13 protein-coding genes and 5 pseudogenes are annotated in these 20,449 nt (G+C 58.1%); 3 read left to right on the forward strand and 15 right to left on the reverse strand.

The annotated features are described in order from the left end of the window. Window positions 1-364 precede the first annotated feature (364 nt). A complete protein-coding gene (locus SJQ66_RS18525; protein WP_157685636.1) occupies window positions 365-2,125 on the forward strand; it encodes a hypothetical protein in 1,761 nt (586 codons plus the stop codon). 26 nt (window positions 2,126-2,151) lie between these two features. Next, window positions 2,152-2,415 (forward strand): annotated as a pseudogene (locus SJQ66_RS18530) (transposase); the annotation flags it as partial. A gap of 518 nt (window positions 2,416-2,933) precedes the next feature. Here the strand turns inward: SJQ66_RS18530 and SJQ66_RS18535 are convergent. From SJQ66_RS18535 to SJQ66_RS18545, 3 genes and pseudogenes are all read right to left on the reverse strand, one after another. Then, window positions 2,934-3,159 (reverse strand): annotated as a pseudogene (locus tag SJQ66_RS18535) (transposase); the annotation flags it as partial. A 56-nt stretch (window positions 3,160-3,215) separates the two neighbouring features. Beyond that, window positions 3,216-4,616 carry a hypothetical protein gene (locus tag SJQ66_RS18540; RefSeq protein WP_320535145.1) on the reverse strand — a complete coding sequence of 467 codons (1,401 nt, stop codon included), beginning with the start codon at window positions 4,614-4,616 and terminating at the stop codon, window positions 3,216-3,218. A 487-nt stretch (window positions 4,617-5,103) separates the two neighbouring features. Further along, window positions 5,104-5,442 (reverse strand): annotated as a pseudogene (locus tag SJQ66_RS18545) (prolipoprotein diacylglyceryl transferase); the annotation flags it as partial. A gap of 879 nt (window positions 5,443-6,321) precedes the next feature. Here SJQ66_RS18545 and SJQ66_RS18550 point away from each other — a divergent pair. Next, window positions 6,322-6,747, forward strand: a complete 426-nt coding sequence (locus SJQ66_RS18550) for a hypothetical protein (protein WP_320535146.1) — start codon at window positions 6,322-6,324, stop codon at window positions 6,745-6,747. A 147-nt stretch (window positions 6,748-6,894) separates the two neighbouring features. Here SJQ66_RS18550 and SJQ66_RS18555 read toward each other — a convergent pair whose 3' ends face one another. The 12 genes and pseudogenes from SJQ66_RS18555 to miaB all read right to left on the reverse strand — a co-directional run bounded on the left by SJQ66_RS18555 (window position 6,895) and on the right by miaB (window position 19,752). Continuing rightward, the gene (locus SJQ66_RS18555) at window positions 6,895-7,740 is read right to left on the reverse strand and encodes a M48 family metallopeptidase (protein ID WP_320535147.1); all 846 of its coding nucleotides are present in this window, start codon (window positions 7,738-7,740) and stop codon (window positions 6,895-6,897) included. Beyond that, the gene (locus SJQ66_RS18560; protein ID WP_082102341.1) at window positions 7,727-8,608 is read right to left on the reverse strand and encodes a lysophospholipid acyltransferase family protein; all 882 of its coding nucleotides are present in this window, start codon (window positions 8,606-8,608) and stop codon (window positions 7,727-7,729) included. The genes SJQ66_RS18555 and SJQ66_RS18560 overlap by 14 nt, the downstream gene beginning before the upstream one ends. A gap of 11 nt (window positions 8,609-8,619) precedes the next feature. Further along, window positions 8,620-9,237: a D-glycero-beta-D-manno-heptose 1,7-bisphosphate 7-phosphatase gene (gmhB, locus tag SJQ66_RS18565; RefSeq protein ID WP_046151965.1), complete on the reverse strand. Its 618-nt coding sequence runs from the start codon at window positions 9,235-9,237 to the stop codon at window positions 8,620-8,622. Between the two features lie 39 nt (window positions 9,238-9,276). After that, window positions 9,277-11,421 carry a glycine--tRNA ligase subunit beta gene (glyS, locus tag SJQ66_RS18570; protein ID WP_320535148.1) on the reverse strand — a complete coding sequence of 715 codons (2,145 nt, stop codon included), beginning with the start codon at window positions 11,419-11,421 and terminating at the stop codon, window positions 9,277-9,279. A gap of 131 nt (window positions 11,422-11,552) precedes the next feature. Further along, window positions 11,553-12,497, reverse strand: a complete 945-nt coding sequence (gene glyQ, locus SJQ66_RS18575) for a glycine--tRNA ligase subunit alpha (protein ID WP_320535149.1) — start codon at window positions 12,495-12,497, stop codon at window positions 11,553-11,555. A 119-nt stretch (window positions 12,498-12,616) separates the two neighbouring features. Then, window positions 12,617-14,440, reverse strand: a complete 1,824-nt coding sequence (gene lnt, locus SJQ66_RS18580; protein ID WP_320535150.1) for an apolipoprotein N-acyltransferase — start codon at window positions 14,438-14,440, stop codon at window positions 12,617-12,619. Further along, window positions 14,440-15,342: a CorC family transporter gene (locus SJQ66_RS18585; RefSeq protein ID WP_024902656.1), complete on the reverse strand. Its 903-nt coding sequence runs from the start codon at window positions 15,340-15,342 to the stop codon at window positions 14,440-14,442. The genes lnt and SJQ66_RS18585 overlap by 1 nt, the downstream gene beginning before the upstream one ends. A 291-nt stretch (window positions 15,343-15,633) precedes the next feature. Next, window positions 15,634-16,284, reverse strand: coding sequence for a gamma-glutamylcyclotransferase (locus tag SJQ66_RS18590; RefSeq protein WP_046151849.1), 651 nt, complete (start codon window positions 16,282-16,284; stop codon window positions 15,634-15,636). A 9-nt stretch (window positions 16,285-16,293) separates the two neighbouring features. Next, window positions 16,294-16,857 (reverse strand): rRNA maturation RNase YbeY, encoded by a 564-nt coding sequence (gene ybeY / locus SJQ66_RS18595; RefSeq protein WP_024902658.1) that lies wholly within the window; start codon window positions 16,855-16,857, stop codon window positions 16,294-16,296. 45 nt (window positions 16,858-16,902) lie between these two features. Beyond that, window positions 16,903-17,592: pseudogene (locus tag SJQ66_RS29755) on the reverse strand (PhoH family protein); the annotation flags it as partial. Between the two features lie 240 nt (window positions 17,593-17,832). After that, window positions 17,833-18,096 (reverse strand): annotated as a pseudogene (locus SJQ66_RS29760) (PhoH family protein); the annotation flags it as partial. Window positions 18,097-18,315: 219 nt separating this feature from the next. Then, window positions 18,316-19,752 carry a tRNA (N6-isopentenyl adenosine(37)-C2)-methylthiotransferase MiaB gene (miaB, locus tag SJQ66_RS18605; protein WP_253466382.1) on the reverse strand — a complete coding sequence of 479 codons (1,437 nt, stop codon included), beginning with the start codon at window positions 19,750-19,752 and terminating at the stop codon, window positions 18,316-18,318. Between the last annotated feature and the right edge of the window lie 697 nt (window positions 19,753-20,449).

A 20,449-nucleotide genomic window follows, 5' to 3' on the forward strand; every position in this document is an offset into this window, starting at 1 on the left:
TATCGAACAAAGCGTCGACCGATTGGACATTTTTCTTGCTGGATTTAATGTCTCTTACCGTGTCACACAAACGAGAAGGAGCTATGTATCCCATCAGTGCAGGTCAGCTATGCAGCATTCTTCCATAAGAAAACGAGCGTCCATTCTTTTAGATGCTTTTTCGATAAAGGTCAATTTTGAAAAGGTCATTTTCAACAGGGGAAAAGCGATAAGTATTGCTTTGACGACAGGAAAAGACCATGCCCTGAACGGCTATCTCAAGACTCTAAACGCTTAGTGACGAATCGGCTAGGTACCGCTGAGGTTCGAGCGTCGAGATAATAAGGCGTTATAAATGCATAAATACGAAAAAGGGAACCGGTAGATGTTCGCAACAACCACACTCAACTCGGCCAAAAACGTCGAGGTGCCAAGAAGCACGAGTGCATTGTGTCCTGACCATCGACATAACGCTGCTGCCATAGAAGGAGCATCGGTGGGTTTTCGAGCCGTAAATATCGACTTTGGTGGTCGCTGCGACATGTCTACGCCGAACCGGCTATCTGCCATACCTACCCATGTTGAAGACACTGCCGCGGCGCTCAGCGCAGTGGCACGGCACCATGTTTTAGAAGCAGTCAAAGAAGCCTTAAAGCACGGAAAAAGCACCGGTAACAAGGTTCTCGATGGCATGCTAAACGCTCGCGCTGTGGCACCACCCACTCAGATTAATATCGTTTTCCAAGCGAGCAAAGACGCACAACTCCGTGACATCGCAGTGAAAGAAGCGGTGAAAAGGCCCGGCTCTCTATTGCTTTTATCCCACGAGGAGACGCCACATTCAGTGCGCTATGGTTTTGAATGGCGATGGCGGGAACACGCACCCTCTATCGATAAGAGGTCGGCGGTAACGCCGACGGGAAGCATGTATGCCGTGCCGCTCAACGCATGGGCCGAAGCATCACACATCACAGGCCGCCATGTGCGTGTGTTTGTGGTTGCACATGGTGCGCAGAGATCAGAGAAAGACGGATTCATCCGACGCGAGATAAAAGGCTACAACGCGCATGAAATGGCGGCATACTTGGATCGAGAGATTTTTTCACTATTTCGCTTTGACGACGACATCTTCGCGGTCAACTTTATCAGTTGCGCACTGTTAGGCTATGCCGAGCGCCCTGGCGAACCGGAGAGCTATGTAGGGCAATTTTGCCGCGCGCTCCACTCGCGCATACGTACGGCCAGGACTACGTTAGACATCAGCGCGTCTCCCTACAAGCTGACTTACAGGCCTTCGTCTTTCACGAAGTTCAGACAGGTGTCGTCGTTTGATCCGACCGATTTGGCCGCACCGGAGGCACTCCATGGGCTAAAGCTCCCTAATAAAATGCGATGGCAGTGGACGTCAAACACACGGGCCCCTGCGATCGAATGGGATTGGGCAGTCGTCGACGCGAGGGCTCCTGTATTACCCGTGGACGCCACGCATACAATCGACCCGACAGTTTCAACCGTACAAAACGCGACAGTACCGGTCATACCATTACCCCGCACAGATCCACAAAGTCCGCTCCGATCGATGCATTTGGACTACGACGAACGGCATCGGCTGAATCGGGATCACTACCGCTTCGCGGCCTTGAGGCGTCAGTTTTTTGAACCGCTCGCTCACGGTATCGATGACTCGAACGCAACGCTCCTTATCAAATTTTCCCAAGCGATGCGCTCACCACACATTGCCGGTACCGCGTTGTTCGCGCTTTATGAGTTGGCAGTAGAGTCCGACGCGGGTACCGCGGCGGACCTGCTAGCTAGCATAGTCGCCTCCGCCATCGGACCAACGATTTTCCCAGAGGCAAGTCACACCGACCGGACGCATTATTTGGCCAGCACTGGGCGTCTCGCACGCCATGAATCACGCTGGGTGAGCGGGACTCACTTGAACGGCGCGTATCGTATCCGCTATGTTGCGACGGAAGATCAGCTCATTAATGACGTTGTGTCACTCGCTCGACTAGCTGCCTTGTCTGCCGCCAGCGATTGTACCGTGGTCGGCTTTGAACAATTCGCAGAGCCGCACGAGATAAAGCTTTGGCCTGGTAACGGGGTTGAAGGAATTGCAAGGAACAGGCATATGACGCATTGAATCCTGCAAATTCTGATGAGGTTTGAATGGGGTCGAAGAAGGCTGCGCCGCAGGAAGATTTCTTCCGGCACCCGCTACGCGAACAGATCAACTTGAATCGTCCGCTGATGAAGCTCATTGAGCTGATTGATTGGGAGCGACTGCACGGCGTGATGGGCGCGAGCTTCGTATCTCAGCGCAGCAGGCCAGCAAGTTCCCCACGTTTGATCGCGGGCTTGCTGTATTTGCAGCATGCGTTTGACTTGTTTGATGAGGACGTGGTGTGGCAATGGGTCGAGAATCCGTACTGGGTGCGCCGGGAGACCGGCAAGGTGTAGGTGGTGAGAGTCCACTACGATGAAGGTATAGCGAACCACATCGCCCCCGAGCCGTGCGCGGGCATTCGCGAGGATGTCAGCGAAGCGTCGGTAGGGGAATGTGTAGGCCAGCCAGGGAGCCACGAAATGTTTTATATCCCGGATGCTGACGCGCTCCAGTACGTGGAAAGCAACAGGGGGCGGTGCGACAGCGCGAGTGCCGACCGATCCGGCGTGGTCGTAGAACCTGGCATGCACACAAGCGCCTTGCGCGGGAACCGGGATATCTCACGTTTGACCTGGATCAGTATCATTGACCAGGCCCGCATCGGGAAGGTGAGGAGCCGAGGCCGATGATGTACGGACGTGAGAAGTCAGACCCCGCCATAGTCGCGACGAAGCCTGCGAACAACGCCGGGAAACTTGCTGCGGAGTGGGTGGAGCCAAGGGCGGTGACCGAAGGAAACGCGAGTCAAACTCACACACGCCGGGCGCAGAACCGGGGAAGTCCACCAGCACGTCATACCCGAGCCGAAGCTCAGTTCTTGTGGGAGATCTTCCCAAGGCACTCCCGTTTGCAGCACATACAAGATGCCATGGAAAGCCGCCCGATCTGAAATCTTTCGGCGGCCGACCTTTGTTCGTAAGTCGCATCACCGTCGGAATCAAAGGCTCAAGCGCCGCCCATACTTCATCGCTTACTTTTCGTCTCGTTGTGAACGACAAGATATGACCCATCAACTCACGCTGATATTAGACTCGCCTGATTAAGGTTAGCCACTCTTATTTATTTTTTATCTTTCTTTTGGAGGAAATTTAGCGCGCGCAAGGATGTCCTTGTAGAACGCATCAATTTTTTTATCCATAACTTTAGTTCTAGCAGATTTATTTCTATAGATTTTCACTATAGCGATTATTTCTTTATTTTGTTTAGATGTAAATTTTACTTCAAGTGGAAGAATAATTTTCTCTTTTCCAAAAGATTTACTAATTTTATTTAAATTATCGTAAGTTAGCCACGTGAGTCCTTCGTTTTCTTTTATTAAGGCTCGAAATTTTTCGATTCCTTGTTCCAGACCGTATCTTTCAGAAACATCATCTTGACTCATTTCAGGATTTTCCAAGCCCGTTGCCGCTGATGTAGTTTTATTTTTGAGTTCATTTATGAACCTGTCAATATCTTCTAACTGAGACAGAGTACCTGCTAAGTCCCACTCACCTCTTATGGTTTTGTCCACATTACTCGGATCGTTTTCTGTCACAGAATTTTCAGAAATAAGTTCCTGCTTTATTTCTTTCAAATTTTTTAGTGCTTTTTCAGCATTCAGTGCATACAGCGTTGATACGTGATAATGCCTTGTTGTCTCTCGATCTTTCTGTTGCTTTCGCTTGATTGCTCGAGAAAAAAAGAGTATCCCATAGGTGTCGTTATTGGTATTCCGAAGAACGCATCTCGCCCTACCCTCGGCAAGAACAGTGTACGGGTTGGTTCTTCCCTGCAAGCTAACATATCCCTTTTGTCTGGATTGCGCCGCGTCTTTAACGGCGGTTACTACCTGCTTGAAGGCTTTGGCATAATAGCGAATGCGGGTATCAAACGTGATATCCGGTTTGGACACATCCGGCATAAATTCCTCCATGTCGGTGAGGTGCCCACTTGCGCCTTCGTTACCAAAAGCAGCGTGTAAGGTGCCATATGCTCTCCAACGACCGTTCTGGTCCAATTCTTTTTCTTCAGCAATTACTGAATAGAAAGAATAATTTGTTATAGGACGATCTAGAAGCGGAGTGACAAATCCGGGCCTCGCTTTTATTTCAAAAAGGACAAGAAATTTCTCATAAACTTCATGCGTTTCTGCTATTCCTTCATTTCTTTCCAATTCTTCCACTATTATTTTGTTAAGTTTTCGCTTATCTTCAAAAGTCATTTTAGTGAGCAATTTCTTCGATTTTTTAATGTCTTTCTCTTTAAGAAGCTCCTCGACATTATTAGATGTGCTTGAAGGGTTTTTGGAATATTTTTCAAGGCTCTTTAGAGCTTGGCTTAATTTTTCAGACATTGCATTTTCGGAAAGCGCGTCTGCGGATATATTGTCTATATCAGAGAACTCTTCGCTATTTCCAATATTTAAGTTTAGATCCAAAGGTGCATTATTAAGCGACGGTCCGCTAAATTTGTTCGATGATGCGTACACAAAATTCTCCTATTCAGGTCAAGCGTTTTGTCATGCCCCTGAAATAAATCATCCGCGAAAAGTAATCTGTCTCTGAAATATTTAATAAATTAAATATAGGCTTATCGAAATAAAAAATCGATAGACCCAATGGCAGAGGGAATAATCATAAAATCGAAATATGTACATCAAAATATCGACAGAGCATCGATATCAAAAATATTAAGCTATTGATTTTTATAGATTAAAAAAGTACAGAATGATAACTAATCGACGTCATTCGTAAAATAACGTCACATGGTCACATTTTGTGTGCGCGAAAATGTAGACCATGGAACGTACGTGGTCGTACCCTAAACAATTCTCGGAGCCGCGTGGGGCGAAGCGTTTGGGATGCGACCCATGCGGAGACGTGCAGCGCGAGCCACAACCCGCGGAGTGGAAATAGGAAGACGGCGGTGTATTGGGAAATAATTGCATTGATCAACCGGCAACACGGTCGAAGACATTAAGCGGCGGGAGACGATTCTGCGACCGATGTACGCTGCTTATACGCCCATACGATTGTGCCAATACCAATTAAAATCATCGGAAAGGATAACCACTGCTCCATCGACAAACCGAGCGCCAACAAACCAAGAAAGTCATCCGGTTACCGCGTCATTTTAACGAGGAGTCGCGCAATACCGCAGCCAACGATAAACAAACCGGTCACTGCGCCCATCGGCCGCGGCTTGCGCGAGAACAGCCACATCACAATGAACAGCACAAACCCTTCCAACGCCATTTCATACAGCTCGGATGGATGACGCGGCAGCAAGCCGTGGATCGAGTAGACCGACGTCAATCCTTTCGCGATGGCTTCGGCGGGATACGCAATCCGTTTTAGGTGTTTTGACGCGTCCGTTCAGAAGAACCGGTACGCCGCAACGCGGTCAAGGCACTGAACAGGCGTCTACGTCCGCGTCACCGCCACGGACCGCTAACCCAAGACTTCAGCGATCTTTGGCGCTAATTCGTGAGCAAGCAGCGGACATCAGCGCGGGGCAGGAGCCACACGGGTCCCGAACCACAAAGTCGTGCGAGCGGCAGTGTCGCTCCTGAACCCTCAAGGCCGAGCCGCGCCGTACCGCCGGCGGCAGCGCACCGTTTTCCTGTCCCCAATTCCGCCTTGCGCGTCAACGAGATCATTACGCAACTCCGGGATGCCAACGTCGACCTGGCCGATGTGCATACCATGTTGTCCAATACGATGAACGGGTATACCGCCCGTTATGACAGGACGGCGGAAAGTGTTCTTGATCGGCATTTCCCAAATTTCGTGATGCTTGGTGTCAGTGATCACGAACCCCTTGCGATTGCACTCCGTGAGGCCCTTGCACAATTTGCGCCTTCCTCCTCACGCGCGGAGCCGCCGTCCGGTGCAATACGTGACATACCGCGGCGTGCCCCTATGTTCTCTCGCGGAACAGGTATGAGTGTGCGCAACACCGCAGGCGGTGCCTCGTCTGGCGATGCACCGCCTGCGGCACGCGCCACAATCCCTCGTGACGCACCACGCGCGCGCGGCGTTGCGCAACAGGGCGCATTGCCGCGAGATACAGGAAGACGTAGAGAAGAGGTACGGCCTAGGCTCGTGATTCCGAGGCGAGGCAATGCGGAAAGCAACGTTCAATTTGCTTGGAGAATTCGTACCCAAAATCCTGCCGCCTCAACGGAGGATATCTTGTCGGCCGTAGTTCCGGAGAGAGGCAATCGCCAAGCGTTAGAGGCAGCGCTGCAACAATATATCCAGAACTACAACAATATCTGCGCGGCATTCGACGAGTTGCGTGTGATCTCGAAAGCCGATGCCGAAGCCATGGGGTTCAAGGATGCAGAGGACTGCGAGGGGGAATCTGATCGGGACCAGGCAACGGCCTGCCTTTTCGGAGAGGAGCTGTCCTTGAGTAATCCGAATCAGCAGATGATCGGGTTGGCACAAGTTGCCTCTAGCACGCCCCAAGCCTATCAGGCCGATGTCAACAAGGACCTCGTGTTCATGGACATGAAAAACCTTGCGGAATATCTTGTCAGCAAGCCAAAGCATCCAATGAACAATATGCCGCTTACTGTTGATAATATCCGCAATTTTGCTTTCAAGATCGGCTGACATTTGCGGTGTCTGGCTGACATTGTCGGCCAGACTTGCCATCGCCGGATTGTCGCGGACGCATGACGATATCCGGTAATGCATTTACGCACTATTTTCTTGGATAACGTGATCGGGAGACCCAACGTAAATTTCTGGGGCAATCCATCACCAATGCGGCAACCAGTCCGCATTGGGTCCCCTCAAGCGAGCGCGCCGTTCACTGTAATCTGGCATCTCCTGCGACACAATCGCCCAGAAGCGGTCGCTGTGGTTCATTTCTCGCAGATGTGCCAGTTCATGGACGACGACATAATCCAGCAGCGTCATGGGCGCATGCGCCAGCCGCCAGTGCAGTCGAATCTGTCCGGTGCTGGAGCAACTGCCCCAGCGTGTGCGTGCCGATGACAGGCCCAGGCCTACGTAGCGCACGCCCATCCGCGCCGCGTAATGATCAAGGCGCTCCGCGAACACGCGCCGCGCTTCGCCTTGCAGCCAACGGAGCAACGCCAGTCGCACCATCTCCGCATCTGACGGGTCGCGGACCATCAGCGTCAACGTCCGCGATACCGGTTGGGCAATGACTTGTGTCGTCCGCCGTCCGGTCGCCAACGCGACGATCCGTAAATGATATGGCTCCCCGAAAACCGGGAATAGCATGCCGTCCTGCCATTGAATCGGACCGGCCGGCTCGGCGGCAAACTTGGCCAGCCAGTTGTCGAGCTTGCCGATGATCCAGCTTTGCTTCGAGACAATCGCTTCATCCAGCGTGGCCAACGAAAGCCGCAACGGTGCCGTGATTGTCAGCCCCTCCCGATCGATTACAAAGCCGACGGTGCGGCGCGACGAACGCTTCAGGGTGTAATCGATGCATCGATCTCCGAGCATGATCTGGCGTTTCTGCACCAGGCGCGTCTGAGGCGGACGGGTCGTCCCGGCTTTTGGCGGAGTACCATGAGCTGTGCCCCCGGAAGCCGGGTCCGGATGGCGCCGGAACAGATCAAGAAGTCGCATCGACGGGTGGGTTGCCGGCAGACGGGGAAACGCGCGATGCCGCGTCCTGCTGCGCTGCCGGTGATACGGTTGCCGTCGACGCGGCAGGCGCGGCGGTGGCACTCGCCGTATCGATCGCAGCCGAGGCACCCGTGACTTTCTCCGACGCATATGCGGACGCATCGATTCGGCGCATCTCCGCTTCGATCCATCCAGCCACTTCGTTATTGACGTCGTCGGTCGTGCGACCGGCGGTGCGAATCACCGGCCCGATGGAGATCGTCACCAGGCCCGGATGCTTAACCAGGGTGTTACGTGGCCAGACGCGTCCGGCGTTATGGGCGATCGGTACGACATCGGCGTTCGTCGCCAGTGCAAACCGCGCACCGCCCGACTTGTAGACGCCCGTCACGCCGGTAGGGGTGCGCGTGCCTTCCGGGAACATCACGACCGACGACCCATCGGCGATCCGTTCCTTCCCCTGGCGGATCACTGACGCAAATGCCCGGGGCCCCTGCTTGCGGTCGATATGGATCATCTTCAGCAGACCCAGCGTCCAGCCAAAGAACGGAATATAAAGCAGGGACCGCTTGAAGACGTAGCACTGCGGACCGCGCAACAACGCTGGGATGGCGATGGTCTCCCAGGCCGACTGATGTTTGACGAGTACGACCACGGGCCGGTCCGGCAGGTTTTCCTCGCCGATCACGCGATATCGGATGCCGCAAAGGGCGCGCGCGCCATTGATCGAAAGTCGACACCAGACGCGGACCATCGACCAACGCTGGTGCGCATTCAGCAGCACGAAGACCAGTAGACAAGTGATCGCGTAAACCGGCGTCAGCAAAGACATATACAACAGGAACAACACGGAACGCAGCAGGCGCATGACCCCAGTCCTTAATCCACGTGATGCGCCAGGAAATCCAGCGCGAATTGCCGCAGGTCGTCGTGAATACGCGTCCCGGGCGGCAGCGCGTGGTCGGCGCCTTGCGTCTCGGCATCGGCCAGTGTCTTGGCGCCCTTGCCGGTCTTGACGAGGTGCGGGACAAAACCCGCCGCCGCACCGCTTTGCAGGTCGCGCAACGCATCACCGACCATCGGCACCTTGGAGGCATCGGCCACGTCGTAGCGCTCCACGATTTCGTGCATCATGCCGGGCAGTGGCTTGCGGCACAGGCAGGCGTCGCGGTTGGTATGGGGGCAGAAGAACACCGCTTCGATCCGTGCACCGGCCGCGGCAGCGGCACGATGCATCTTCTCGTGAATGTCGTTCAGCATGGCGGTATCGAACAGGCCGCGACCAATGCCGGACTGGTTCGTCGCCACGACAACCCGGTAACCGGCGCGATTCAGCCGCGCAATGGCTTCCAGGCTGCCGGGAATCGGTTGCCATTCATCGGGTGACTTGATGAACGCGGCCGAGTCGTGATTGATCACGCCATCTCGGTCGAGCACGACCAGCTTGCGGCCGTGTGCCGTGCCGCGCTGTCCGTCTTGATTGCCGTATACACCCATCGTTTTCTCCGCCGCCATCCGGAACCCGGCCGGGTGCCGTCAGCTCGCCAGTTTCGAGATATCCGCGACCGCGTTCATCGCGGCATGCAGCTCGCGCAGCAACGCCAGTCGATTGGCCCGCAGGGCCGGGTCCTCGGCGTTGACCATCACGTCGTTGAAGAAGGCGTCGACGCTTCCACGCAGACCGGCGAGCACCGTCAGCGCCTGTGCATACTCGCCTGCGGCGCGGTGCGCGCGTGCCGCAGGCGCCACGCGTTCCAGGTCTCCGTACAACGCTGTCTCCGCGGCTTCCTGCAACAGCGCCGGTTGCACACCGGACTCGACGGCCATGCCCGATGCCACCACGCCATCTTCGGATTTCTTCAGGATATTGCCAATCCGCTTGTTCGCCGCGGCGAGCGCGTCGGACTCAGGCAGTGACGCAAAGGCACGAACGGCATCAAGGCGCGCGATGACGTCATCGAAGCGCGTGGGCGCATCAGACAGCACGGCTTCGATTTCGTTCGATGCATAGCCACGGTCACGCAGCAACGGGCGCAGTCGATCGAGGAAGAAACCGTACAGCGCATCCACCGGGTCCGTCACGGTCGCCATCGTTGCAAACGGCGCATAGGCGGCGTGCAGCAATGCGCGCAGGTCGAGCGGCAACTGTTTTTCGATCAGAATCCGCAGCACGCCCAGCGCTTGCCGCCGCAGCGCGAACGGATCTTTCTCACCGGTAGGAGCAAGGCCGATACCCCAAATACCCACCAGCGTTTCCAACTTGTCCGCCAACGCCACCACGGTGCCGGTCGCCGTCGTCGGTAACGTATCACCGGAGAAACGCGGTTGGTAATGTTCCGAACATGCGAGTGCGACTTCCGCCGCCTCGCCGTCGTGGCGGGCGTAGTACGTGCCCATCGTGCCTTGCAGCTCGGGGAATTCGCCGACCATGTCCGTGATCAGGTCCGCCTTCGCCAATCGTGCGGCGCGTGCCGCCAGTGTCACGTCCGCACCCATGCGCGGCGCAATGACTTCGGCAATCGCGACCATCCGTTCGGTGCGTGCCAACTGCGAGCCCAGCTTGTTGTGATAGACGACATTGCCGAGTTGCGCAACGCGATCGGCCAGCGGTTTCTTCTTATCCTGCTGAAAAAAGAAGCGAGCATCTGCCAGGCGCGGTCGGATCACGCGGGCATTGCCTTCGATGATGTCGTGTGGTGTGTCGGTATCGATGTTCGACACGACGAGGAAGCGCGAACGCAGCTTGCCGGCGGCGTCCGTCAGCGCGAAATACTTCTGGTTCGTCTGCATCGTCAGGATCAGACATTCCTGCGGTACTTCCAGGAACGCGTCATCGAAATGGCAGGCGTAGACGCGTGGCCATTCGACCAATGCCGAGACTTCATCGAGCAGGCTGTCAGGCATGATCACCTGATCGTCGCCGGCGATGTCACGCAGTTGGCGGACGATTGATTCGCGCCGCGCGGCCTGGCTTGCCACCACCCGGCCTTGTTGTCCCAGGACATCGGTGTACGTATCTGCATCGGGCAGTGCGATCTCGCCATCCGACAGAAAACGATGGCCAAGCGTCGTGCGCCCCGCGGGCAGGCCGAAGGCCGAGACCGGGACGATCGCATCGCCGTGTAGTGCCGTCAAGCGATGCACCGGACGCACGAAATTCACCACTTCCACCTTGCCCGGCGTATATCGCTGGTAGGTCATCATCTTCGGTACCGGCAGTTTCGCGAGCGTCTCCGTCAACGCTGATTGCAGCGCGTCGGCCAACAACGCACCGGGGGCCGTGTAGTTCAGAAACAGCGCCTCGGTCTTGCCATCCGGCGCGCGCTCCAGTGCGTCGACGCCGATGTCGGGAAATCCCAGCGCCGCGAGCTTCTTTGCCAATGGTGGCGTGGGCTGGCCGTTTGCATCGAGCGCCACTTGTACCGGCAGCACTTTCTGGCGCACGCGTTGCTCCGCTGCCTGTGATCGCACACCGGGAAGCAGTACGGCAAGGCGGCGCGGCGTGGCAAACGTGGTGAAGACCGGCGCGTTGCCTGTCGTGACGGTATCGATCAGATTGTCATTCGCCAGGCGCGTGGCGATACCGCTGGCAAAGGCGTCGCCAAGGCGGGCCAGCGCCTTCGGCGGCAGTTCCTCGGTCAGGAGTTCAACGAGTAGCGTGGCTGTGTGCGTCATGGTCATTCAAGATTCGATCCGGGACCGGAGCAAGCCCGTCCATTAATCCGTGTTGCAGCGGTTTTTGCTGCAGGCGTTCACCCGCTCCTGTGCCCGTGTGTCCTAGCGCGGTGCGTGCGACATGGCATGGGGCAGGGTCAGGCTGCCTTAGTGGTTGCGGCGGGCGGGGTCATCAAGGCCCGTGTTTCCGGCGGCGCCATCGGGAAGCCGAGTTTCTCGCGGGAGGCGTAATACGCTTGCGCCACGGTTCGCGCCAGCGTCCGGATTCGGCCGATATACGCGGCACGCTCGGTCACCGAGATCGCGCCGCGGGCATCGAGCAGGTTGAACGTGTGTGCCGCCTTCAACACCATTTCGTAGGCCGGCAGCGCCAGCGGCACTTCCATCAGCCGCTTTGCCTCGGATTCGTAGTGCGTGAAGAAATCGAACAACATCGGCGCGTTGGCATGCTCGAAGTTGTAGGTCGATTGCTCTACTTCGTTTTGGTGAAAGACGTCCCCGTATTTCAGCACGCGACGCTCGCCGTTTTCTTCCCATTCGGTCCAGACCAGGTCGTAGATGTTCTCGACCTTCTGCAGGTACATCGCCAGGCGTTCGATACCGTAGGTGATCTCGCCCAGCACCGGCATGCAGTCGATGCCACCCACCTGTTGGAAGTACGTGAACTGGGTGACTTCCATCCCGTTCAGCCAGACTTCCCAGCCAAGTCCCCAGGCGCCGAGCGTCGGGTTTTCCCAATCGTCCTCCACCAGGCGCACGTCGTTCTGCTGCAGATCCAGGCCCAGCGCCTTCAACGATCCAAAGTACAGCTCCAGGATATTGTCCGGGGCCGGTTTCATGACCGTCTGGAATTGGTAATAGTGCTGCAGGCGGTTCGGATTTTCGCCGTAACGTCCATCCTTCGGCCGACGCGATGGCTGCACATAGGCGGCGCGCCAGTGTTCGGGGCCGATTGCGCGCAGGAACGTGGCGGTGTGCGAGGTGCCCGCGCCCACTTCCATATCGTAGGGCTGAAGGACCGCACAACCTTGCTTGTCCCAATACGACTGCAAGGTCAGGATGATTTGCTGGAAAGTGAGCATGGAAAAACGAAAAGCGTCAAAAGCGGTCGAGAGCGGCGGGACGCGGCTCGGAAACCCTCGATTCTAGCCTCTTTCATCGGGTCCCGGCCTGGGATTTCCTGCCAATGACGCCAGGGAGCCTAGTCCCGGCGCTTTCGCCCGCCGGCAAAGGCACCAAGCAGGATGACCAGCGCGGCGACCAGCACCGGTACGTTGCCAAATCGGATATACGGCGTGGTGCCTTGCATCCCTTGCACGGTGGCGTCCAAGGCGCCCACCGTTTCCGCGGGCAGGCGCGCTTGCACGTCACCGTTGGCATCGATCGCGGCGGTCGTGCCGGTATTGGTCGCGCGGATCACAGGGCGTTGCATTTCCAGAGCCCGCATCCGCGAGATTTGCAGATGCTGGTCCAGCGCGATCGAGTCGCCGAACCACGCCAGGTTCGTCGAGTTCACCAGCACGCCTGCCGGCATTGCCTGTCCGCGCAGATTGGCGGCAATTTCCTCACCGAACAAGTCTTCGTAGCAGATATTGACTGCAAAGCGCTCGCCCTTGACGATGAACGGCGGTTGCACGGGCGCGCCGCGGGCAAAATCACCAAGCGGAATCTGCATCAACTGCACGAACCACCGGAAGCCCCAGGGCACGAATTCGCCGAACGGCACCAGGTGGTGTTTATCGTAGCGATACAACAACGACTGCCCCGGACTCAGACCGAATGTCGAGTTCGTATAGGACAGATGCCCGTCGCGGTCCGTCACGCCCGCCGCGCCGAGGAGGAGCGACGAGCCCGTGCGATCGACAAATGCCCGAGTCGCCTGGGCAAAACGTTCCGGGGTATCGTTAATCACGATCGGCAAGGCCGTTTCCGGCGTCACGATCAAGTCCGCGGCTTTCGCGGTGATCAATTGCTGGTACAGGGCCAGCGAATGGTCGAGGCCGGCTTGGGAGAACTTGATGCTTTGCCCAATGTCGCCTTGCAACAGCCGAACGGTCAGGGGGGCGGTATCGGGATGGGTAAAGTGCAGCCAGCGTCCCCCCAGGCCAAGCGCGACGAGCACGAGCGCCGTGCTGCCGCACACCACACCGGTGAGATTGGCATGCCGGCGAACACCAAAAACACATTGGGTGAGCAGTGCCGCGCAGGTGGCGGTAATGAATCCAACGCCATACACGCCCACGAGCGCGGCAAACCCTTCGAACGGGCCATCCACCTGGGCATAGCCGATCGACAACCAGGGAAAACCGGTGAACACCGTGCCGCGCAACCATTCGCCCAACGCCCACGTCGCCCCGAACAGCACCGCCGACAACAGCAGTCGCCCGATGCGGCGCGCGCGCACCGGGCGGCTCGGTGTGCGATCCAGGCGCAGGGGGCGCCAGGGCAAACCTCGGATGGGTGCATTGAACGCGGAAAGGTCCGCTGCCGACACATCGGATGACGTCGCGTGAGCGGCGGCGCTGTTGGTCACCGCATCGGAGCTGGTGATCCGCAGCGGGCCGACCGAGGCAGGATCGTTCGACAGGGGGGTGGCGACAAACCAGGCGCCGCAGGCCAACGCCGGGTAGAGGGCCAGGTAGGCGGCAAACAGGACGACAGCGGCGCCGGCCATCACGGCCGGCATGCCACCGTAGTGGTGCATGCTGATATAGAGCCAGTATAGGCCGCTGACAAAATTGCCGACACCGAACAGGAAACCGGTGATCAACGCACTAAGCCGATTGCGCGACAATGCCAGCAGTCCGAACAGCACGGCCAGCAGAGGCAATTGCAACCATCCGCCTTGCGGTACCGGGGCAAAGGTGAGGGTGGATAACACGCCGAGGCCGAGCGCGCTGGCGGTGCGCCGCCAGCCGATCGTGCCAAGGGCTGCGCCCATGCGTGCCAGCCGTCCACGGCGAGCGGCCGCCGATGTGTCGATACTGGTTGGTCGCTGGGCGCGGTCGGTGGTCTCGTCGCGCATCAGTTGTCGTGCGTCGAGCCGTCACCGTCCTGTAGCGACGGTTCGGGTAGTCGGGTGACCAGCAGTACGTGCAGTTGCCGGGCGTCACCGCGCAGGATCTCGAAAGAGAAGCCATCGATATCGATGGCTTCTCCACGGTGCGGCACGCGACCGAAGCGGTGCGTTACAAGGCCCCCGATCGTGTCTGCTTCGTCGTCGCCATAGGTTGCGCCGAATACCTCGTTGAATTGGGCGACCTCGGTCAAGGCGCGCACACGGTAACGGCCATCCGGCGCGGCGATGATATTGTCCTCTTCCTCGTCGAAATCGAACTCGTCCTCGATATCGCCGACGATCTGCTCCAGCACGTCCTCGATCGTGATCAAGCCGGCGACACCGCCATATTCGTCAACGACGATGGCCAGGTGATTGCGATTGACGCGAAAATCATGCAGCAGCACGTTGAGGCGCTTCGATTCAGGAATGAAGACAGCCGGGCGCAGCATGGACCGGACATCGAACGTCTCGCGATGTTCCGGGGCATCTTCCTTGTAGAACTGCAGCAGGTCCTTCGCCAGCAGCACGCCGATCACGTTGTCGCGGCTGCCTTCATAGACCGGATAGCGCGAATGGGCCTTATCGAGCATGAACGGCAGGAAGGTGTCCGGCGATTCGTCGATATTGATGGCATCCATCTGGGCGCGCGGCACCATTACGTCGCGCGCGCTCATCTCGGCAACCTGGAAAACTCCTTCGATCATCGACAGGGAGTCGGCATCGATCAGGTTGCGCTCGTGCGCATCCTGCAGGATTTCGAGCAACTCGGCCCGCGAATCCGGTTCCGGAGAGATCAGGTCGGTCAACCGTTCGAGCAGGGAACGGGGTCTATCGGTGTTGCGTCTACTAGGATATGGGTCGTTCATGGTGGAGCGTCGCCGTCGGCGGCACGTCTCGGCGCGAGGCCACGCCTGAGCCAGCCGAGACATGCCGAAAAGGCGGCAGGCAGGCAGGCGGACGCAGCAGCAGACGGACGAAGGCGGCCGGGGTGTCTGGACGCAATGGTGACGTTCAAGATTGGAAGCATACACTATCGGCGGGGATCGGCCAGAAAAGCCCGGCTACCATGGGATGGCACGGCCTTTCAGTCAGGCAAGCGGTGGCGTTTTTTGCCGACTCGACTATTTCATCGACGATTTGTCATTGTCCCGTCATCATCATGTTGGATCGACGCAGCGCGCCAGCAGCCGTTCCAGGTGCGGATCTGGAATACCGGCCGCCCGCAAGGCGGCAACGGTTTTCTCGACGTATTCGCGTGTGGTTCCGTAGATGCCGCTGGCCTGCCGCATGACATGGCGTAGCACCGCGTCCGGCAACAAGCCGGCGTACGCCGCGGAATCGCGGCGGATGACAAAGCTGAGCGCACGGACCTGGCGCCCATCGGTCAGCCGGCAGGAAAGCCAGGCAGGGCGGTAGGCGCCGAGTGACATTTCCCGTTGCCATAGCGTTTCCAAGTGCGGCGTGCTTCCGGCGAAGGCAAGCCGGAAAGCCATGCCGGAGCAGGAACCGCCGCGATCGATCGCCAGGACGAGACCGGGTTGTTCCGCGGTGCCGCGATTAAGCCGGGACCACATGAACAAGCCGCGGTGATAGCCATGGACGCGGGCGCGTACCGCTTCCAGGACGGGCAAGCCGGGGTTCCAGATCAGCGAGCCATAGCCGAAGATCCAGATGTCGTCGGCTTCGGCGTGCGACGCAAATGCCTGCCGCCGTGACGCCGCAAGGTCCGCCTCTGATAAATGGACAACCGCGCCGTTCGGAGGAGGGTAAATGCCAGCGAGGCTGTCGCGTTCATCAAGATTCGACATGGGGCGCCTTCAATGCAGCACGCGGGGGGCGGCTGGTTCGGCGCCATCGTCGTCTTCAACATCGTCCGCGTAAGGATCAGGGAAGCCCAGGCTTTCGAGCAACTCGGTCTCGATGGCCTCCATTTCCTCTGCCTCTTCATCGTCTTCGTGGTCGTAGCCCTGCGCATGCAGCACGCCGTGGATGACCAGATGCGCATAGTGCGCCAGCAGCGGTTTGCCCTGCTCGGTCGCTTCACTTTCCACCACGGGGCAGCAAAGGACGATATCGCCGGTCACGGGGTCCTCTTCCGATTCGGCGTAGGCGAATGTCAGCACATTCGTCGCGTAGTCTTTGCCACGGTAGGTGCGGTTCAATACCTTGCCTTCGTCCGAATCGACGAAGCGCAGTGTCAGTGCCGCGTCGTCGAAGATTGCAGCCCGCACCCACTCCGTCAGTACGGGCTTCGTCAGCAGTTTGCGATGCGCGGCAAACGCAGGGGCGGCGAACTGCACCTCAAGCGTCAGTTTTGGCGGCTCGGAGGATTGATCGTCGTCGATATCGTCCGCGCCCGGGGCGGCGTCTTCGATTGTCATGGCGGTAGGTGGGTGTGTTGCGTAGGGTGCGGCTGCCGGATCACATCAATGCGGCGATAGAAACGCGCCGCGGTCACTGCCATCCTTCTGCTTTGCGTGGGCCTCATACGCATCGACGATCCGGCCGACGAGCGGATGCCGCACGACATCGACGCTTGTGAATTGCGTCATCGCGATACCCCGTACATTGGCTAGAATCTCTTTCGCGTCGAGCAGGCCGCTGCGGTGGCCGCGCGGCAAGTCGACCTGGGTCGTATCGCCGGTCACCACTGCTTTCGACCCAAAGCCGATCCGCGTCAGGAACATTTTCATCTGTTCCGGCGTCGTGTTCTGCGCCTCGTCGAGGATGATGAACGCGTGATTGAGTGTCCGGCCTCGCATATAAGCCAGCGGCGCGATCTCGATCATCTGTTTCTCGAACATCTTCGCCGTGCGGTCGAAGCCGAGCAGGTCATACAGCGCGTCGTACAGTGGACGCAGGTAGGGATCGACTTTCTGCGTCAGGTCGCCGGGCAGAAAACCCAGCCGCTCGCCGGCCTCCACCGCCGGCCGCGTCAGCACGATACGCTTGATCTGGTCGCGTTCGAGCGCGTCCACCGCGCACGCCACCGCCAGGTAGGTCTTCCCGGTACCAGCCGGGCCGATGCCAAACGTGATGTCGTGCGACAGGATCGCTTTCAGGTAGGCATGCTGTGTCGGCGTGCGGCCACGCAAATCGGCCTTGCGGGTATGCAAGACGATGGCGTCCGGTCCAAGATGCGTTGGTAGCGCATGCGGATCCGCGTCGAGTGCCGCTGGCGGCGCCACGTCGCGCGCGCTCAATTCGACCATGGGTGGCAGAGCGGGGCCGGTAGGGTGCCGCAGTGGCCCCGTGTGCGTCGCACTTTTCCCCGTCGCGGTGGATGATCGGCTTTTCGTCGCCGAGCCGGACTGTCCCGCGCGGGCGGTGCGCCCCGTATGCAGTCCGATCACGGTGCCGGTATGACGCGCCTCCACCAGTCCGAGTTGCACATCTTCCAGGGACAGCGGCACACGTGCGCGGTTATAGAAGCTTTCCAACGCGGTAACGGCGGCCTTGGCATTCCGGCCTCGCACCGCGATCCGGTGTCCTCGCCGGGCCAGCGTTACGTCCAGCGCCTGCTCGATCTGACGCAGGTTCTCATCCAGCGGGCCGCACAAGTTGGCGAGACGCTGATTGTCGTCACGCGGGGCGGCGAATTCTTCTTGGGCGATTTTCAACGCGAGACAGCCATCCTTTCCAGATAAAGAGGTGCGCGGGCAGCGGCGCGCGGTGTCTAACAGCAGTGACCAGACGGTTCGTCCTGAACAAATGGCCGCATGGCTCAATCGGGCAGGGTTCCGGACGCGGCCGGTCAGTGCTTCCGGCCCCGCAGACCCTGGCTGCGTTTGCATTATTACACCGTGCTGCTTTGTCTGCCCGATTTTGGCCGGTATGGGTCAGGCAACCGCCTGCGTATCGTCGGCGGTGACGATACGGCCCCGCAGCGAGTGGGGAAATGCCTGATCGATATATACATCGATCATTTGGCCGGTCAGGCGTGCGTGCGATCCGGGAGGTGCTGGAAAATTGACCACCCGGTTATTCTCCGTACGACCGTGCAATTCGTTCGGATCTTTCCGCGATGGCCCTTCCACCAGAATGCGCTGTACGCTTCCAAGCATGCCATCGCTTATACGGCGCACGTTGGCCTCAATCGTGGCTTGGAGGTGCATCAACCGCTTCAGCTTGACGTCATGGGGCGTATCGTCGTGCAAATTGGCCGCCGGCGTGCCGGGGCGCGGGCTGTAGATGAACGAATAGCTCGTGTCATAGCCAATATGCTCGACCAGTGCCATCAACTTGTCGAAATCGTCTTCTGTCTCGCCAGGAAAGCCGACGATAAAATCGGTCGACACCGACAGATTCGGGCGAATGGCGCGCAGCTTGCGGATGACCGATTTGTACTCCAGAACCGAATAGCCGCGCTTCATCGCCATCAGAACCCGGTCGGAGCCGTGCTGCACGGGCAGGTGCAGGTGATCGACGAGCTTCGGCACTTTTGCGTAGGCATCGATGAGGCGCTGCGTAAATTCCTTCGGATGCGATGTCGTGTAGCGGATGCGCTCGATGCCAGGGATATCCGCGACCAGTTCGATCAGACCGGCGAAATCGATCTTGTCTTCGTCGGCTGCGTCGGCCAGGTCTTTTGACAGCGGTGCCAGGTAGGCATTGACGTTTTGCCCCAGCAAGGTGACTTCGCGTACGCCCTGGTCCGCCAGTTCGGCGATCTCGGTCAATACGTCGTCCAGCGGCCGGGAGACTTCCTCGCCGCGCGTGTAAGGCACCACGCAATAGCTGCAGTACTTGCTGCACCCTTCCATGATGGAAACGAACGCGCTCGGTCCTTCGACGCGGGCTGGCGGCAAATGGTCGAACTTTTCGATCTCCGGAAACGAGATATCCACCTGCGAGCGGCCCGTGGCACGCCGCGCGTCAATCATTTTTGGCAGTCGGTGCAGCGTTTGCGGCCCAAATACGACGTCGACGTAGGGCGCGCGCGAGACGATCGCCGCGCCTTCCTGGCTGGCCACGCAACCGCCCACGCCGATGATCAGGTCCGGATTGTTCTCCTTCAGCACCTTGACCCGGCCGAGTTCGGAAAACACCTTCTCCTGCGCTTTTTCGCGTACCGAGCAGGTATTGAAAAGAATGACATCCGCATCATCAGGTGTCTGGGTTTGCACCAGACCCTGGGCCGCGCCGAGCACATCAGCCATTTTGTCGGAGTCGTACTCGTTCATCTGGCACCCATACGTCTTGATGAAAATCTTTTTCTGACGTGGTGTACTCGGGCTGGCGGCCGTATTGGCCGGGCTGGCCGGGGAGAGGGACATCGTGTCCGACAAGGTGTGGTTTTCGGTAGTCATCGTGGGGGCGCCGATCGCAGTGGTTGACCTGGGGGCGTTTAGTAGGATGGAAAGCGCGCTACGTGCCGTTCCGGACGGATGCGGAACCCGGATTCCCGGGGCGGTGGTCCGCAAGGCATGCGACGAAAATTGAAACAGAAGATTATAACCGGTCAGGCAGCATGAATCGATAGTCGGTCCTCTCCATGCCGGCGCGACACGTGCATGATGCGAATAGGCATAAGTTATGCTTCTATCGGCCAGTTTCGTTGTCTGCATTGCCCTGTATTGCACGCCATGTCCATGGCGGATGGATGTGGATGACTCATTGAAGCAACGCGTCAATCCAGTGAAACGTCGCGTATGTCGCCGATTGGCTCGTGAGGCGCGAGATACGCCGCTACCCAATCGTGCCAATATGCCGATTCACCATGTACTATCTGGCAGATTTTACAATCATGCTTTTCTAACAATATGCTTACTATTTCTTACGCGTAATTGACGGTAGATAAGTGAAATTCCGACACGGTTATCAACTATTAGAAGGGGTGTACGTCATCAGGTGTAACGCGCATTCGTCCAAAGTTCATTATGATGGCGATGATGGGCCATATGGCAAGCTGATGAAACTCGCCGCGGCGATGGGACCGGCGATTACCTGCAGGTCTATCACGCGACGGTTGGC

Source organism: Robbsia andropogonis (genome assembly GCF_034047095.1).
Classification (GTDB): domain Bacteria; phylum Pseudomonadota; class Gammaproteobacteria; order Burkholderiales; family Burkholderiaceae; genus Robbsia; species Robbsia andropogonis.

Bases quoted from the DNA above. Each gene is read 5' to 3' on its own strand.
- SJQ66_RS18525 (WP_157685636.1), top strand. From the start codon at position 365: ATGTTCGCAACAACCACACTCAACTCGGCCAAAAACGTCGAGGTGCCA.
- SJQ66_RS18555 (WP_320535147.1), bottom strand. From the start codon at position 7,740: ATGCGACTTCTTGATCTGTTCCGGCGCCATCCGGACCCGGCTTCCGGG.
- SJQ66_RS18560 (WP_082102341.1), bottom strand. From the start codon at position 8,608: ATGCGCCTGCTGCGTTCCGTGTTGTTCCTGTTGTATATGTCTTTGCTG.
- gmhB (WP_046151965.1), bottom strand. From the start codon at position 9,237: ATGGGTGTATACGGCAATCAAGACGGACAGCGCGGCACGGCACACGGC.
- glyS (WP_320535148.1), bottom strand. From the start codon at position 11,421: ATGACCATGACGCACACAGCCACGCTACTCGTTGAACTCCTGACCGAG.
- glyQ (WP_320535149.1), bottom strand. From the start codon at position 12,497: ATGCTCACTTTCCAGCAAATCATCCTGACCTTGCAGTCGTATTGGGAC.
- lnt (WP_320535150.1), bottom strand. From the start codon at position 14,440: ATGCGCGACGAGACCACCGACCGCGCCCAGCGACCAACCAGTATCGAC.
- SJQ66_RS18585 (WP_024902656.1), bottom strand. From the start codon at position 15,342: ATGAACGACCCATATCCTAGTAGACGCAACACCGATAGACCCCGTTCC.
- SJQ66_RS18590 (WP_046151849.1), bottom strand. From the start codon at position 16,284: ATGTCGAATCTTGATGAACGCGACAGCCTCGCTGGCATTTACCCTCCT.
- ybeY (WP_024902658.1), bottom strand. From the start codon at position 16,857: ATGACAATCGAAGACGCCGCCCCGGGCGCGGACGATATCGACGACGAT.
- miaB (WP_253466382.1), bottom strand. From the start codon at position 19,752: ATGTCCCTCTCCCCGGCCAGCCCGGCCAATACGGCCGCCAGCCCGAGT.